Origin of the sequence: Clostridium sp. UBA5712 (genome assembly GCF_002419845.1) — a bacterium.
GTDB lineage: Bacteria > Bacillota > Clostridia > Clostridiales > Clostridiaceae > Clostridium_J > Clostridium_J sulfidigenes.
This window is the reverse complement of the sequence record NZ_DIGW01000014.1, coordinates 40,215-56,311: the sequence shown is the minus strand read 5'-3', so window position 1 is coordinate 56,311 and position 16,097 is coordinate 40,215. Positions and strand designations below refer to the sequence as shown.

11 protein-coding genes are annotated in these 16,097 nt (G+C 32.0%); 2 read left to right on the top strand and 9 right to left on the bottom strand.

Going from position 1 to position 16,097, the window contains the following annotated elements; genetic code table 11:
• Positions 1-103 precede the first annotated feature (103 nt).
• Complete coding sequence (locus B3B03_RS11220; RefSeq protein WP_346877345.1) at positions 104-1,504, bottom strand: MBL fold metallo-hydrolase; 1,401 nt, start codon at positions 1,502-1,504, stop codon at positions 104-106.
• Positions 1,505-1,719: 215 nt separating this feature from the next.
• Complete coding sequence (locus B3B03_RS11215; RefSeq protein ID WP_035129182.1) at positions 1,720-2,793, bottom strand: undecaprenyldiphospho-muramoylpentapeptide beta-N-acetylglucosaminyltransferase; 1,074 nt, start codon at positions 2,791-2,793, stop codon at positions 1,720-1,722.
• Positions 2,794-3,166: 373 nt separating this feature from the next.
• Between B3B03_RS11215 and B3B03_RS11210 the strand changes: the two genes are divergently transcribed.
• Together B3B03_RS11210 and B3B03_RS11205 are read left to right on the top strand one after the other, a co-directional pair.
• Positions 3,167-3,370, top strand: coding sequence for a small, acid-soluble spore protein, alpha/beta type (locus tag B3B03_RS11210; RefSeq protein ID WP_150845036.1), 204 nt, complete (start codon positions 3,167-3,169; stop codon positions 3,368-3,370).
• Positions 3,371-3,498: 128 nt separating this feature from the next.
• Complete coding sequence (locus tag B3B03_RS11205) at positions 3,499-3,690, top strand: alpha/beta-type small acid-soluble spore protein (RefSeq protein WP_035129176.1); 192 nt, start codon at positions 3,499-3,501, stop codon at positions 3,688-3,690.
• Positions 3,691-3,840: 150 nt separating this feature from the next.
• On the opposite strand, the gene recJ is transcribed toward B3B03_RS11205, so the two are convergent.
• The 7 genes from recJ to B3B03_RS11170 all read right to left on the bottom strand — a co-directional run bounded on the left by recJ (position 3,841) and on the right by B3B03_RS11170 (position 15,961).
• Positions 3,841-5,616 carry a single-stranded-DNA-specific exonuclease RecJ gene (gene recJ, locus B3B03_RS11200; RefSeq protein ID WP_346877344.1) on the bottom strand — a complete coding sequence of 592 codons (1,776 nt, stop codon included), beginning with the start codon at positions 5,614-5,616 and terminating at the stop codon, positions 3,841-3,843.
• A 15-nt stretch (positions 5,617-5,631) separates the two neighbouring features.
• Positions 5,632-6,951 carry a pitrilysin family protein gene (locus B3B03_RS11195; protein ID WP_346877343.1) on the bottom strand — a complete coding sequence of 440 codons (1,320 nt, stop codon included), beginning with the start codon at positions 6,949-6,951 and terminating at the stop codon, positions 5,632-5,634.
• A 21-nt stretch (positions 6,952-6,972) separates the two neighbouring features.
• Positions 6,973-9,888 (bottom strand): DNA topoisomerase IV subunit A, encoded by a 2,916-nt coding sequence (locus B3B03_RS11190; RefSeq protein ID WP_346877342.1) that lies wholly within the window; start codon positions 9,886-9,888, stop codon positions 6,973-6,975.
• Positions 9,889-9,899: 11 nt separating this feature from the next.
• A complete protein-coding gene (locus tag B3B03_RS11185; protein WP_346877341.1) occupies positions 9,900-11,855 on the bottom strand; it encodes a DNA topoisomerase IV subunit B in 1,956 nt (651 codons plus the stop codon).
• A 399-nt stretch (positions 11,856-12,254) separates the two neighbouring features.
• A complete protein-coding gene (gene mnmH, locus B3B03_RS11180) occupies positions 12,255-13,289 on the bottom strand; it encodes a tRNA 2-selenouridine(34) synthase MnmH (RefSeq protein ID WP_035129166.1) in 1,035 nt (344 codons plus the stop codon).
• 181 nt (positions 13,290-13,470) lie between these two features.
• On the bottom strand, positions 13,471-14,412 hold the full coding sequence (locus tag B3B03_RS11175; RefSeq protein ID WP_346847840.1) for an alpha/beta hydrolase: 942 nt from the start codon (positions 14,410-14,412) through the stop codon (positions 13,471-13,473).
• Positions 14,413-14,560: 148 nt separating this feature from the next.
• Entirely contained in the window at positions 14,561-15,961 is a 1,401-nt protein-coding gene (locus B3B03_RS11170; protein ID WP_346877340.1) for an MATE family efflux transporter, read from the bottom strand.
• Positions 15,962-16,097: the final 136 nt, after the last annotated feature.

Below are 16,097 nucleotides of genomic sequence, written 5' to 3'. Positions count from 1 at the left end.
GCCAAACTAAAGGTTTGGTAATGTTTAACATGACCTTACATTTAAATTATACCTTAATTTTATTAAAATTCAACCCTAAAAATTAACACACTTTGTTAAGTTTTTAATTAATTTCTAAGGGAAATTCATCCAAAAAATCCGGTATAACCACGGAATAATTTTCACTTTTTAATTTATTAGTGAAGGATTCAATATTTTTTCCTTCACCATGAACTAGAAATATTTTCTTAGGTTTTTCCTTCATACTACTTACCCAATTATATAGTCCTGCCTTATCTGCATGACCTGATAGTCCATCCATATAAAAAACTTTTCCTTTAACCTCAATGTTCTCACCTTGGAGTTTAATTCTTTTATTTCCTTTTAACAATTTATTTCCAATGCTCTGGTTCCCTTGATAGGAGGTAATTAATACGCCACACTCTGGTCTAGGAAGATTATTTCTTAGATGGTTAGCTATTCTCCCCCCATCATAAACTCCTCCAGCTACAATAATTATGGATTTTGACTTAACTTCATAAACCTTTTTTCCATCATCACTACTTTCAACAAAATGCAGTCCTTTAAAGTTCAATGGATCATCACCTTTTTCTATAAGAGCCTTAGCCTTCTTATCAAAGTATTCTTCATACTTTCTAAATATTTTGGTAATTCCTGCTGCCAAAGGACTATCTATATATACATTACAGCCCTGCACCTGTCCACTTTCTATAAAAGTATTTAGCATGTATATAATCTCCTGGGTTCTTCCTAAGGAAAAACAAGGAATTATTAAATTTCCGTCACCCTCCATGATATCCTTTACAATTTCTAGGAGTTTTGCATAATTATCTTTTTCTTCATGCATCTTATCTCCATAAGTACTTTCAAGGATTAAAAAATCTCCCTGGAGTTCTTTTTCTGGATTATTTAAAATATCTCTATTAATATTTCCTATATCTCCAGTATATATCAATTTAATCCAACTTTCACCACAATTTTTGATTAAAATTTCACATATTGCAGAACCTAATATATGACCTGCATCTCTAAAAATAACTTTTATATCCTCTTCCAATAGGATTTCCTCATTATATCCGTAGGTATAAAAATTTTTTAGAGCTAGTTCAACATCCTCTTCATCATATAGTGGACTTAAAGCTTTAACTCCCTTACCATGTCTAGAAAGATTTTCAAAATAAGTTTCCTCCTGTTGAATCCTAGCCGCATCCTTAAGTAAATACCCACATAATTCCTTAGTAGGCTCAGTACAAATTACCTTCCCTTGAAATCCTAACTTAAAGAAAAGAGGTATCCTACCACTATGATCCACATGACTATGAGATAACACAATATAATCAATTTCCTTAGGATCCACATTCAATATATCATTACTATAAGACTTCAAATCATTACTTTGAAATAAACCACAATCTAAAAGTATTTTTTTATTATTAACAGTAAGTAAATGACTAGAGCCTGTAACACACTTAGTAGCTCCTAAGAACTTTAACTTTATCTCCATTGAAACTTCTCCTATCTTTCCTATGTTTAATATATTTACTATTATTCACTAATGCTATAGGATTTTATGTATGGACTATTTATATATTTATCATTTTCACTATATAAAAATATCCCTATATAACTATTTATATAGGGAAAATTTTATATATTTAACTATAAAACTATTTAACTAGTTAACTAGTTGTTGTCATAGTGCGGGTTTCAGGGATTTTCTTATTTTCTTTTACAGCTTTCAATTAGATCTATTATTTTTCCAAGGCTGTCCCTTTGTTTGCTTTTGCTCATGTTTTTAATATAAGTTTCTTTATCTCTATTAACTTCATCAATAGCTTCTAAAAGAGTCAATGCATTTAAATTTTCTTCCTCTATAACTTTACTATATCCTGATTTATTAAAAGACTTGGCATTTAAAATTTGATCTCCTCTACTTGCCTTAGCTGATAGGGGTATTAAAATATTTGGTTTCTTTAAAGCTAAAAGCTCAAATATAGTATTAGACCCAGCTCTAGAAACTACGATATCTGCCAATTGCATTAAATCTGATAACTGTTCTTTAATATAATCAAACTGAGCGTATCCCTCAACTACATTTAAACTCTTATCTAAATTACCTTTTCCACATAGATGTATTACATTAAAAGTTTTAAGTAAGTCCTGTAACGCTTCTCTAACACATTCATTTATAATTCTTGAACCTAAGCTGCCACCAGTAACTAAAATTACAGGCTTATCATCTTTAAATTTACAAAATTCCTTAGCCTTTGTTTTGCTGCCCTTAAATAGTTCACTTCTAATTGGTGAACCTGTAAGTACAGCTTTCTTTTTATTAACATGATCCATAGCCTCTTCAAAGGTAACACAAATCTTTGTTGCATAGGGCATGGATATTTTATTTGCTAGACCAGGTGTAATATCTGACTCATGTATTATAATTGGAATTTTATTAAAATAAGCTCCTAACACCACTGGAACTGATACAAATCCTCCCTTTGAAAAAACTATGGCTGGTTTTTCTTTTTTTATAATTGACTTTGCTTCAAAAACCCCTTTAATAACCTTAAAAGGATCTGTAAAGTTCTTTACATCAAAATATCTTCTTAACTTACCACTAGAAATACTATGATATTTAATTTTTTCTGCTTCTATAAGTTTTCTTTCTATTCCATGTTCAGTACCTATATACTGTATTTCATATCCTAGCTCCTTTAGCTTGGGCACAAGTGCGATATTGGGAGTTACATGTCCAGCTGTTCCTCCACCTGTCATAATGATTTTTTTGTTACTCAATTTAAAAGTCCTCCTAAAATTACCTAGTAAAAGCTTTAATAGCTTTGAAATATTTAAAATAAAAATATCTAAGCCTTAGACGAGTATATGTAATCTCGCTAAAGCTAAAAATAATGTTATTACTATATAGATTTTATAGATTTTTATTATAATATGTTTTTTATTATATTAGATATATTATGCTCCTTATTAAGTTATGCCACATATGAAGACAAATGTAAATATAAAATATGAATTTTATATTAAAAACTATTGAATATATACATAAAAAGGTAATTGCTCATAATCTTTCATATGTTTCCACCCATTCTCTTAAATAATCTTCTTATATCCGGGTACAATACTATTATCAAAACAAAGGAGGTGAAAATACATGTCAAACAATAATAATAATTCTAATCAACCAGCAGTACCTCAAGCTAAAGCAGGTTTAAACAAATTTAAAATGGAGGCTGCTCAAGAAGTAGGAGTTAATCTTAAAGAAGGATATAACGGAGACCTAACTTCTAGAGAAGCTGGATCAGTTGGTGGTCAAATGGTTAAAAAAATGGTTGAAGCTTACGAAAAAAATCTTTAATCAAACATTTGTAAGTAGCGTGTGGTAAGTTTATTATTTAAGAAGTTAGCAAAATTTGTTTAAATAATAAGAGGTTCACATTAATATGTTTGTTGACTTCTACTAATTTATTGGAGGAGGAATATAAAATGACAAGCAAAAGTAGATTATTAGTACCAGAAGCTAAAGCAGGTTTAGACAGATTTAAGATGGAAGCAGCTCAAGAAGTTGGAGTTAACCTAAAAGAAGGATATAATGGTGATTTAACTTCTAGAGAAGCTGGATCAATCGGCGGACAAATGGTTAAAAAAATGGTTGAAGCTTACGAAAGAAATTTATAGGATATATTAATATCTGAATAAATTATTTAATAGTAAGTAAACCCTAAATAGGAGATGCACCTTATAGGTGCATCTCTTTATTAATGGGATTTTAACTTTTAATTGACTTTCTTATATAAAACTTTTAATTACCTTTTACATCTTATACTTTTAGTTGCATTTTATATCTTTAAGTTTTAATTGCACACTTCTTCTTCCCATATATTCATTTATATCTGGCTGAAATAATATATTTAGAAATAGACCCTTCGGTCTTATATACCCACTTCCAATATCTCCATATTCATCTCCATAGACATCTTTTAAAATCTTAATAACTTCATCTCTTTTATTGAAATATAAACCATCTATCAGATTATTGGTACTTTCCACATTAAATCTAAATTTAACATGCTGATATTCACTTCCTAAAAATCTTATATCTGCCACTAAAACTCTATTAGCCTTTAGAATTGGCGTTGGATTTCCCTTTCCAAAGGGCTCTAATAACTTGAATTCTTCTACAACCTGTTCTGTTATATAATTTAACTTTATGGGAGAATCTACTCTCATTTTAGAAGCAAGATCTTCCTCACTTAAATAGCAGTTTTCATTTAATAATTGTCTAAACTTTGAAATATTTTTTTCTTCTATGGAAAGTCCTGCTGCCATTGGATGTCCACCAAACTTGCTTAGTAAATCCTTACATTTTAGCATTTCTTCAAACATATTATATTCTTCAATGGACCTACCTGAACCCTTTGGCATATCTTTTCCCTGGGTTAAAATAAAGGTTGGCTTACCATACCTTTCCTTAACTCTGCCTGCTACAATTCCTGCAATACTCTCATGGATATGCTGGTTATATACTACAAGTACTCTATCATTTATCAAAGAAGACCCTTCTATGTCAGCACAAACTTGTTCCACACTTTCTGTGGTAAGGTCTTGCCTTTCCTTATTAAGATTAAAAACCTTTGTAGCTATATCCATAGCCTGACCCATATCTTCACAAAGTAGTAGATCTAAGGATAGCTCAGCAGTTTCTAGCCTTCCTGTAGCATTGATACAAGGACCAATGTTAAAGCCAACATTATAACAAGTTACCTCATCCTTTATATCAATTATATGTTTTAAAGCTTTTATTCCTAAATTTCTTGTATTAGAAAGTATCTTTAGCCCTTCCTTTGCAATGATTCTATTTTCATCCATTAAATCTACCACATCGCATATAGTGCCAATGGCAGCTAATTCTAGAAGATCATCAGTATTTTTATCCTTCATATTCATAGCTCCATATAAAGCTAAAGAAAACTTATAAGCCACACCGGCTCCACATAAAAGTTTAAAGGGATAATTACAATCCTCCTGCTTAGGGTTTATTAAGGCATCACTACTTGGAATTACCATCTTTCTTTCTCCATCTATCTCCTCAAAGGGAAGTTCATGATGATCTGTGATAATAACCTTTAATCCAAGTTCCTTAGCTCTTTTTACCTCTTCTATAGCAGAAATCCCATTATCGCAACTTATTATAAGATTAAAGCCTTCCTCTGCTATGGTCTCTATTCTAGAAATACTCATACCATAGCCTTCATTTTCCCTATGTGGTATGTGATAAGCTACTATTCCACCACAGCTTTTTATAGCCTTATAAAGAATGGCAGTACTAGTAACTCCGTCTGCATCATAATCTCCGTAGACCATAATTTTTTCCTTATTATTTATAGCATCCACCATAATTTCTATGGCCTTATCCATATCCTTCATAAGATAAGGGTTATATAGCTTATTCAAAGAAGAATTTAAAAATTCATCTGCCTTTTCCTTAGTATCTATTCCTCTATTCATAAGCACCCTAAGAGTAATAGGAGTAACCTTTATATCCTTAAGTAGCTCCTTTAAAACCTCCATCGAGCACTGACTATCTTTCCAAACAGTATTCACCAAATCACCTTACCTTTAATTCCTTATGATTCCTATTGTTTCCTTAATAAATACCTTATCTATTACACTAAGGATTTCTTCTTCTGTGCAATTACTTAGGTTATAAAACTCATTTAAAAGTAATTCTCCACCACTGTGCATTATTTCATAGACAGCTAGGTGCATAGATAAAACTATGGATTTCTCTAGAGCTAACATTCTCTTTAAATTTTGACTCTTTATATATTTTTTAAAGAAATCTTCAGTAAATATGCCCTTTAAAGCTTTTACTTTATCAATGTTTTCTTTAATTATCTCTCTAACCAAATCAATATTTTCCTTAGATGTAGATAAAGTTATGGTATATAGTTTTATGCCCTTTTCTCCTTTAACCTTTCCTTGAATATCATATACTAAACCTCTCTTAGTTCTGATTTCATCATAGAGCAATGAGCTAGTGCCCCCTGCAAAATATTCATTAAATAATTGAAGTAAGGTAACTTCCCTTTCACTTAGGTTATGAATGGGAAATATATATTGAACCTTGCATCCATTAATTGAGAGATTCTCTTCAATATACACTCCAGCCTTGGGATTCTCGTAAAGGGAAAAAGTCTTTTCTTCTTGACTTTCCCTTGATGAAACTCTTTCAGAGCTCCTTTGGGTGAAGGATGATTTTACCCCTTCCAGGACTTCTATTTCACAGGTGTTATGCGTTAATAAAGGTTTTGTCTTATTCAAGGATGCTATTTCACCTTCAATAATTTCAATAACCTCACTTAGGTCTAAAGAAGTTACTACAGAAACTACACAGTTATCTAGGATGTAAAACTTCTCATGGTACTCCCTTATCTCTTCTAAGGTTAGAGCCTTTATAGTTTCTTCTCTACCTATGATTAACTCCTTTATTCTTCTTTTTTCAAAGGTTTCATAGAATAAAAAATCTTCACAGTGCTGAACTACATCATCACTCCACTCCTTAAGTTCCTCTATGATAACTGCCATTTCTTCCTTAAAACCTTCTTCTCTAAAGGCCGGATTAAATACTATATCAAAATATATATTAAAGGCATTTTTAAAATCTTCCTTTAAGGAGCTTCCATAATAAACTACATAGGGATAATTAGTCATAGCATTATGAAATCCTAGGTACTCATTGCATATCTCATTGATTTCCTTCTCGCTTTTACTATGGGTACCCTTAAATACCATGTGTTCTACAACATGGGCAATGCCCAGATTATTAGAATGTTCACTATTAGCTCCTGCTTCTAACCCTATGGTAAAAGAAGTTATATTTCCTGGAACTCTTTCATAAAGCAACCTAACTCCATGTTTTAAAAATATCTTATCCATGCTACCCCCACTTTACTTCTATTACTTAATTAGCTCTACCTTTTCTATAAAGTCATCATCCATAAATACAATGACATTTTTACCTCTACCAGCTCTATTTTGAATTGGTAAGGCTCCTAAATCCACTATGTTCTCTTGACCATTTTGGGTAGTTATTTTCAGGTTTTCTTCAAATAAATCTACGCATAATTCATTATTTTTATTTGAAATAGCACCGCTTCTTGCTTTTGCAAAGATAACTTTATCATCATCCTTTAAGCTAATTCCCATAACTCCAGTAGCATTTTTCCCCATGACATTTATAGCTTCTAAATCAAATTTAAGGCACATACCCTTTCTTGTGAAGAGTAACCCTTCTCCTTTGTCAGCTTCAACTTCTACTTTAATTAGCTTATCCTCCGGAGTCTTAAATTTATATGCTGAGATATTAGTAAACTCACCAGCGAATTCTTCTATACTAGTTTTCTTTACTACACCTTTTTCAGTAAAGAAGTAGAAATTTTCTTTAGAGCTTCCTTCATTATCCACAGATATTATTGCGATCACTGGATCCTTAGAATTATAACCTTCAAATAGCTTTTCCAGTTCAATACCTTTTTTATCTATGTTTTGTATCATTAAGGCTGACATTTTAAATAACTCTCCACCAGCTGTAAATAGGAATAACTCACCGTTAGAGTTTGATGTAGTTATAACCGGTTCTCCGCTTCTTCTACTGGAAGTTCTTAAGATCCCCTTTTTATTAACAGTTATATAGAACTCTTTATAATTAAATTCATCTACATAACTACACTGAGTTATACTATCTCCATGGGTTAAATTAACTATAGGTTTTCCAACTATACCTCTATCCACTGGCTCAACCTTAGGCTCCTGTGCAATGAAGTTTAATCCCTTAGCAGTAGTTATTTCAATAAATCTTTCTTCTCTATCTTTATCCACTAATTCAGCACTTATCAATTCTTCATCCTTTTTAAGCTTAATACCTTGAAGTCTTGAATTATTAGTAATAAACTTGCTAAGTTCAGTTTTCTTGATAAGACCTCTAGAGGTCATAAGAAGCACATCCCTAGTAATAGAGAAATCCTGTACTACAAAGGCATTTACTATGAGTTCCTTATCTAAATCTAGAGTTCTAATAAATCCTTGAATTCTCTCACCCTTATCTCTCCACTTAAACTCAATTAAATTTGCAACCTTACATTGATACATATTTCCCTGATTTGTAAAGATACATAGGGTATCTCTGGTATTACATTCAAAGAAGAATCTATTAAAGTCTCCTTCTCTATATTCTATATCCTCAGTATTTTGTGTTGTTCTAATAAAGGATTTTAAAGCAGTTCTCTTAACATATCCATCCTTAGACATGGTTACTACCACATCTTCCTCTACTATAAGTTCTTCTAATTGAATATTAGCATCACTATCATCTTCTAAAATAGTAGTTCTCCTTGGGTCATCATATTTTTCCTTAACCTCTAGAAGCTCCTTTTTAATAACTTTAATAAGCTCCTTTTCACTACTTAATACCTTCTTAAGTCCCCTAATCTTAGTCTCTAATTCCTTATGTTCCTTTTGGAATATCTTAATTTCAAGACCTGTAAGTCTATAAAGCATCAACTCTAAAATAGCTTCTGCTTGAGGGTTAGTAAATCCAAATTTGCTTATTAAATTTTCTCCTGCATCCTTTTTAGATTTAGATGCCCTAATAGTTTTAATTATTTCATCCATGATTCCAATAGCTTTAATAAAGCCTTCTACAATATGGAATCTCTTTTCTGCTATTTCTAGCTCTCTTTTTGTTCTTCTTGTAATAACTTCCTTTTGATGTTCTATATAGTATTTAATTATAGTCCTAAGTCCCATGGTCCTAGGCTTTCCACCAGCTAAAGCCACCATGTTAAAGGATATATTACATTGAAGCTCCGTTCTCTTAAATAGATATTTAAGGACTCTATCCGCCGTTTCCTCTGTAGTGTTTTTCTTAAATTCTACAACGGCTCTAATACCATTTCTATCAGATTCATCTCTAATATCCGCAATGGCTTCCACTGCTTTGCTGTGCTTTTTATCCCCTGTTAAATCAGATATGGCTTGAAGAAGCTTAGCCTTATTTTTTCTATAAGGAAACTCTGAAATAACAAGACCAAGTCTACCACTTTCCAAGGTTTCAAAATGAGTTTTAGCTCTTAAAACCACTTTTCCTTCCCCAGTTTCATAGGCAGCCACTAAAGAATCCTTTCCCATTAATATTCCACCAGTAGGTAAATCCGGTCCCTTTATGTATTCCATAAGTTCTCTAGTGGTTATTTCCTCATTATCTGCATAGGCAATGGCTCCATCAATAACCTCTCCTAAGTTATGGGGTGGAATATTGGTAGCCAATCCTACAGCAATACCAAAGGCTCCATTAACTAAGAGGTTTGGATATTTTGCAGGTAAAACTGTAGGTTCCTTTTCTGTATCAGAGTAGTTATCCATCATATCAACTACATCTTTATCAATATCTTTAAGCATTTCTAAAGCAATGCCAGATAGTCTAGCTTCTGTATAACGCATGGCAGCTGCACTATCTCCATCTATAGATCCCCAGTTTCCATGACCATCTATAAGGGGCTTTCTTGTAGTAAAATCCTGAGATAAAATTACCATGGCATCATAAACTGATGTATCTCCATGGGGATGGTACTTACCTAGAATATCTCCTACTATTCTGGCAGACTTATAATATGGCTTATCTGGGAATGCCTTAAGCATATAAGCTCCATATAAAATTCTTCTATGAACAGGCTTTAGTCCATCCCTTACGTCTGGAAGAGCTCTATCCTTTGATACTTCTACAGCATAGGGAAGATAGTTCTCTGGCATAGCCTCATCTATAGAAACATCTATAATATTATTATCTATTGGAATTGGTTCTTTTTTCTTTGCCATTGTAACACCTCCTAAAATTCACCGTGATTGTACATATAGTTTCTTCTTGGCTCTACCACATCTCCCATGAACAAGGAAATCATCTTTTCAGCCTTAGCAGCATCCTCAATGGTAACCCTTTGAAGAGTTCTAGTAGCCGGATTTAATGTAGTATCCCAAAGTTGGTCTGCATTCATCTCTCCTAACCCTTTGTACCTTTGAATCAATGCACCCTTACCAATTTCCTTCTTAGCCTTATCTAGCTCTTCATCATTATAAACGTACTTACTAACCTCACCATTTTTAGTGATTTTATAAACCTTATAAAGAGGTGGTAATGCAATAAATAAATTTCCATTTTGAATAAGTTGTCTCATATATCTATAAACATAAGTCATCCAAAGGGTTCTGATATGATATCCATCCACATCGGCATCACTTAGTATAATTATCTTTCCATACTTTAATTCCTCTGGTTTAAAGTTTTCTAAAACTCCAGTTCCTATAGCAGTATTAAAGATTCTAAGCTCTTCACTAGCAAGAACATTTTCTAATTTTTGTTTTTCCGTATTCATAATCTTACCCTTAGAAGGCATTATGGTTTGGAATCTTCTATCCCTTGCTTGTTTTGCAGAACCTCCCGCAGAATCTCCCTCCACCACTATAAACTCAGTAAATTCTCTGTCTTTTAAAGTACAGACAGCTATTTTTCCTGCCAGTGGTGCAGTACCATTTCCTATCTTTTTCTTCTCTGCCTCATTTATTTTCTTAATTTTCTCTCTTCTAGCTGCAGCTGAAATGGCATTATTAATAATTACAGTAGCTAGTTCTTTGTTATCCTCTATCCATTCACCTAGCTTAGTATAAGCAAGGTCATTCATTGCAGAATAAGCTTCAACATTTCCTAGCTTAGTTTTAGTTTGACCCTCAAAGACTGGATTGGTAATTCTTACCTTTACAATAGCAGTCATACCTTCTCTAATATCGTCCCCTTCAAAGTCCTTATCCTTTTCCTTTAAAAGATTTAACTTCTTACTACCTTCTTTAAAGGCTCTAGTCATACCAGTCTTAAATCCTGTTTCATGAGTACCAGCTTCCTTTGTGGGAATATTATTTACATAGCTAGCAATATGCTCTGCCGTAGAATCTGTAAACTGTATGCATATTTCTCCCGATACCATAAGTCCATTAATTTCTCTTTCTCCTTGGAAAATTATTGGCTCTTTGTGAAGGACGGTTTTACTTTCATTTAAATAATCTATAAAGTCTAAAAGGCCTCTCTCTGAATGATATACTTTTTCTACAACATCATCTTTCCTTGCATCTCTTAGAATTAAGGTAATCCCTTTATTTTGAAAGGATAGCTCCTTTAATCTTTCATCAATTATTTCAAACTTATAATCTACATTTCCGAAAACTTCACCATCTGCTAAAAAAGTTACTTTAGTACCAGTTTCATTAGACTTTCCTACAATCTTCAAAGGTGTAGCTGGGGTTCCCGGCATGTCCCTTTTAAGTTCTTTGTCATATCCATAGTGAAATTTTTGCAGATAAATATTTCCTTTTTGTTTAACTTCTACCTCTAACCACTTAGACAGAGCATTTACAACAGCAGCTCCAACTCCATGAAGTCCTCCTGAGGTCTTATAGTTATTATTATTGAATTTACCTCCTGTGTGAAGTTCTGTATAAACCATCTCCACCCCAGATTTATTTTTAACAGGATGTATTCCTGTAGGTATTCCTCTTCCATTATCTTCTATAGTAACGGTTTTATCCTTACTTAAAGTAACTATTATCCTGTCTCCAAATCCATTGGCAACTTCATCAATAGAGTTATCTAGTATTTCCCATATACAATGGTGCAGACCCTTAGTACCCGTTGAGCCAATGTACATTCCAGGCCTAACCCTTACTGGCTCTAATTTTTCAAGAGATGTGAGATCTGTAACTTCATAAGTACCTCTATTATTCTCCTTTTGCGCCATATTATCCCTCCTTAAAAGTTGAGTTACATTTGTTATTGTATAACTTTATTCCAAAGGAGTAAAGTTTTTTCTTGAAATTCCAAAACAAACGTTCTTATTTTTGCGGTATTTTTTTATTATTTTTCTAATTACTTGAATAAAATTCTATCCCTTTAATGAACCGCAAAGTTCCTTATTTAAAATATAGTAAATATTAAAATTTTACATGAAAAAGCCTATAATTACTGTTCTGCTATGTTTTCGTAAAATATATTACTAATCTTATATGGAATATATAGCATGTGCTTTAATATTATTGTTAGGGAATAATATTAGTACGTGCTTAAGGTTTATTTAGATTAGTTTATTTTACAAAAGTCTCATAAACATTAATTATAAGCTTTACTTAATATACATATTTTATTCTTCACATTTTAAATTATCTATAAAGCTTTTTAATTCTTCTACTCCTTCATCTATGGAGTTTATCATAAGCTTTTTGTCATATTCATACTTATCAGAGCTGTGAGTATATAGTGGGTCATAGTACCTTACCATAAGTTCCTTAACCACTTCTTCATACTGATCATTATTAACCATATCACAATATATTTCTATGTTTTTTTCACTGATGTGTTTCTTTAATCTTCTTAGTGCATCACAAATTTCTTCATTACAGCTATTATTTTTAGTGTATTCATCAATTATTATCTTACTTCTAAAATCTATTGGAGCATCTACAAATATGTGAAGTCCCCTTTTCATATCAGAATGTATATATTCCGGAATTAAAACCCTTCCTATCCTTCTACTTTCTGCTTCAATGAATACATATTTACCCTTAACAGCCTTTAATTCCTCATAGATATTAGATTCAAACTGCTTTTGGCTAGTACCATCTCCAAGGCCTACAGCACCTAATATGGAGCCTCTATGATTAGCACATCCTTCTAAATCCAATACATCATATCCATCAGCTCTAAGTTTTTTTAAAATCTCAGTTTTTCCAACTCCCGTATTACCATGAAGTACTATATAGGTAACTTTTTCATTAACCTTAGGCAACTCCTCATTTATGAAGGCTCTATAGCCTTTATAACCATCCTTTATTCTGCTAACTCTCATGCCAAGGGCACCTAAAAGATCTGTAATAGATGCACTTCTCATGCCACCTCTAGCACAAAATAATACTACATTTTTATGTTGTTTTTCAAGCTCATGAATTTTATCATATATATAAGGTAGTTTTTTAGATACTGTCTCTACCCCTAATCTCTTTGCTTCCTCAGTACTTTTTCTAGTATATATGGTTCCAATAATTGCTCTTTCTTCATCATTAAAAAGAGGAATACTTACTGCACCGTTAATAGTAGCCTCATTAAATTCTCCTGTACTTCTCACATCAACAAGGACATAGTCTCCAGTTAGATCTTTATATTCTATGGTTTTTGACATAATCATTCCTCCAAATTAAGTAACATCTTTCCATAAGAAGTCATTTGTTTTACAATGGCAAAACTTCCTATAATTTTCTCATAAACAACACTTGCAAACCATAGTAAATTCAAATAACTACAACTCTATCTATTCTATATTGTAATGATTAATATGTCAAACTAGAGATAATCCTACTAATCTAATTATCCCCTTTAACCCAGCTATTTAAACACGCCTTAATATCTTCTGTAACCATATCCCTATTTATTTCATTTAATATTTCATGTCTTCCACCTTCATATAGTTTATAACTTAAATTTTTAATACCTAAACTTTTAAAAGTATCAACTAGAGATAATATTCCCTTGCCATAGTTTCCTACTGGGTCCTTATCACCACTAAACATGGTTATAGATAAGTTCTTTGGTATGCTAGCAAGATTGTCCTTTTTATGTATTGCCTTCATTCCCTTTAAAAAATCATAGAAAAAGGATACCGGAAACACTCCTCCACAATAGGGGTCTAGAATATATTTTTCTACTTCCTCCTCGTCCCTACTTAACCAATCATATTTAGTTTTTTGATTTTCTACTAGCTTATTGTAATTTCCAAAGCCTAAATCATCCATTAACTTTCCACTAGATCTTCTACCCCTAAGATTCATTATAACCTTTGACAAAAATATTCCCATATTCATTGAAGTATTAGGTTTACCACCAGTTCCAGATAAAATTACACCCTTAACAGTGTCTCCATATATCTCCATATACCTTTGTGCTATGAAAGACCCCATACTGTGACTAAAAATATAAATATCTAGTGATGGGTTTTCTTCTTTTATAAAATTATTTATTTCACGTTGATCATGAACCATGTCATGGAATCCATCATTATCGCTAATATATCCTAAAGCACTTAGGCTTTCTGCAGATTTCCCATGGCCTCTATGGTCATCAGCATAAACTATAAAACCATCCTTAACCAATTCCTTTGCAAATCTATCATATCTGCTACCATATTCAGCCATACCATGAATAAGTTGTATAACTCCCTTAGGTTTAACACCTTCATCTAGCTCCCATTTGTATAAATAAATCTCTTTTCCATCTCGCATTTTTAAATTCATTTCTTTATATGTCATAATATACCCCACCCAAAATATTTTATTTAAATAATTTTCAAATAATTCCCTTATAATAAATTATATATAAATTTTTTTCGGCTGACAACAGTTCACTAAAAAAATCGGTATGATAATTGCTAAGCAACACATACCGATACACAAAGAATTATATAACTATTTCTACACTTTCCTTAGAAACTTGATTTACTATATTATTTATCCACTTGTTACTTCTATATCTTCTAACTACAATAATACATTTTACAATTTCCTCTGCTGCAGTAACTGAAACCACCAAATATATTGGTAGATGTAATATAAAAGCTGCCACAAAAGATAATGGGATTCCGATGCCCCATAGAGTTATACCCTGTACAATAGCACCATATTTAGCATCACCGCCTCCTCTTAAGATTCCAACTACCAAAATTACTGTAAATACTCTAAGAGGCATTAGAGCAGAGTATACATATAGAATCCTTAAAGAATTTCTTAGCACTTCCTCAGAAACTTTAAACACAGTTAAAACTATTGGTGAAGTTATAGCTAAAACTACAGCTAATATAACTCCTGTAATCAAAGAAATTACACATAGTCTTCTAGCATAAAGTAATCCTCGCTTTTCTCTTCCAGCTCCAATTTCCTTACCTATAACTACCACCGCCACATTGGCAAGTCCAAAGGTTATAATCATAAATAGATTAAAGATGGTTGTACATATTTGTATAGATGCCGTAGCTTGAGTTCCTATTCTTCCATAAATTACTGCATAGGTTAGGTTCCCCAACCCCCAACAAGCTTCATTTAAAAGCACTGGTATCATAGTTACAAATACACTTTTAGTCAGCTCTCTTGTAATATTAAATAAATCTTTAGCTTTGGCAGCTAAAATATTCTTAGAAGTATAGGTATATAAAACTAAAAGTGCACATTCTGAACCTCTAGCTATTATGGTGGCAATAGCTGCCCCCCTAACTCCCATTGCTGGAAAACCTAATAAACCAAATATAAGGACAGTATTAAGAACTCCATTTACAACTAACCCTAAAAAACTAGCTAGCATTGGAAGTACAGTATTTTCTACACTCCTTAAAGCAGCTGCATAGTTAAAAGATATAGCTGTAAAGATATAACTAAAACAAACTATTTTTAAATAGCTAGCCCCTATCTTAATAACTTGAGGATCTATGTTGAAAATTGAAATTATTTTCTCTGGAAATAATACTCCTACTAAATTAAAAACACTGGTTATAAGAACACTACTTATAATTCCTATACCTAAAACCTTCTGTATATTATTTTTATCTCTCTTCCCCCAAAGTTGAGCTATAAAAACTGCACATCCTGAACTTATTCCCATTATAAATAAGCTAAATATAAAATAAAATTGATTAGCAATACCTACTGCTGCTAACTCAACTTCTCCAACTTTTCCTATCATCAAAGTATCTAGCATATTTACTGAGGATGCTATTAGATTCTGCAATATAATTGGTAAAGCTAGAAATAATACCATCTTATAAAATTTCTTATCATAAAATAATTCTTTTAAAGTTTTCTTAGTCATAGATATTCTCCTTTCCGGCAAAAAAAAATACCACTTTGAAGGTTATCAAAGTGGTTTGCTTCAGCACTTGTATAATTTTAAAAATTACACTTCTATTTAGTTTTACAAAACTTAATTTCCTATAAAATTATAGATA

What these genes read in the sequence shown, in the direction of transcription:
- B3B03_RS11220 (WP_346877345.1), bottom strand. Translation starts at nt 1,504, where the DNA reads ATGGAGATAAAGTTAAAGTTCTTAGGAGCTACTAAGTGTGTTACAGGC.
- B3B03_RS11210 (WP_150845036.1), top strand. Translation starts at nt 3,167, where the DNA reads ATGTCAAACAATAATAATAATTCTAATCAACCAGCAGTACCTCAAGCT.
- B3B03_RS11205 (WP_035129176.1), top strand. Translation starts at nt 3,499, where the DNA reads ATGACAAGCAAAAGTAGATTATTAGTACCAGAAGCTAAAGCAGGTTTA.
- B3B03_RS11195 (WP_346877343.1), bottom strand. Translation starts at nt 6,951, where the DNA reads ATGGATAAGATATTTTTAAAACATGGAGTTAGGTTGCTTTATGAAAGA.
- B3B03_RS11190 (WP_346877342.1), bottom strand. Translation starts at nt 9,888, where the DNA reads ATGGCAAAGAAAAAAGAACCAATTCCAATAGATAATAATATTATAGAT.
- B3B03_RS11185 (WP_346877341.1), bottom strand. Translation starts at nt 11,855, where the DNA reads ATGGCGCAAAAGGAGAATAATAGAGGTACTTATGAAGTTACAGATCTC.
- mnmH (WP_035129166.1), bottom strand. Translation starts at nt 13,289, where the DNA reads ATGTCAAAAACCATAGAATATAAAGATCTAACTGGAGACTATGTCCTT.
- B3B03_RS11175 (WP_346847840.1), bottom strand. Translation starts at nt 14,412, where the DNA reads ATGACATATAAAGAAATGAATTTAAAAATGCGAGATGGAAAAGAGATT.
- B3B03_RS11170 (WP_346877340.1), bottom strand. Translation starts at nt 15,961, where the DNA reads ATGACTAAGAAAACTTTAAAAGAATTATTTTATGATAAGAAATTTTAT.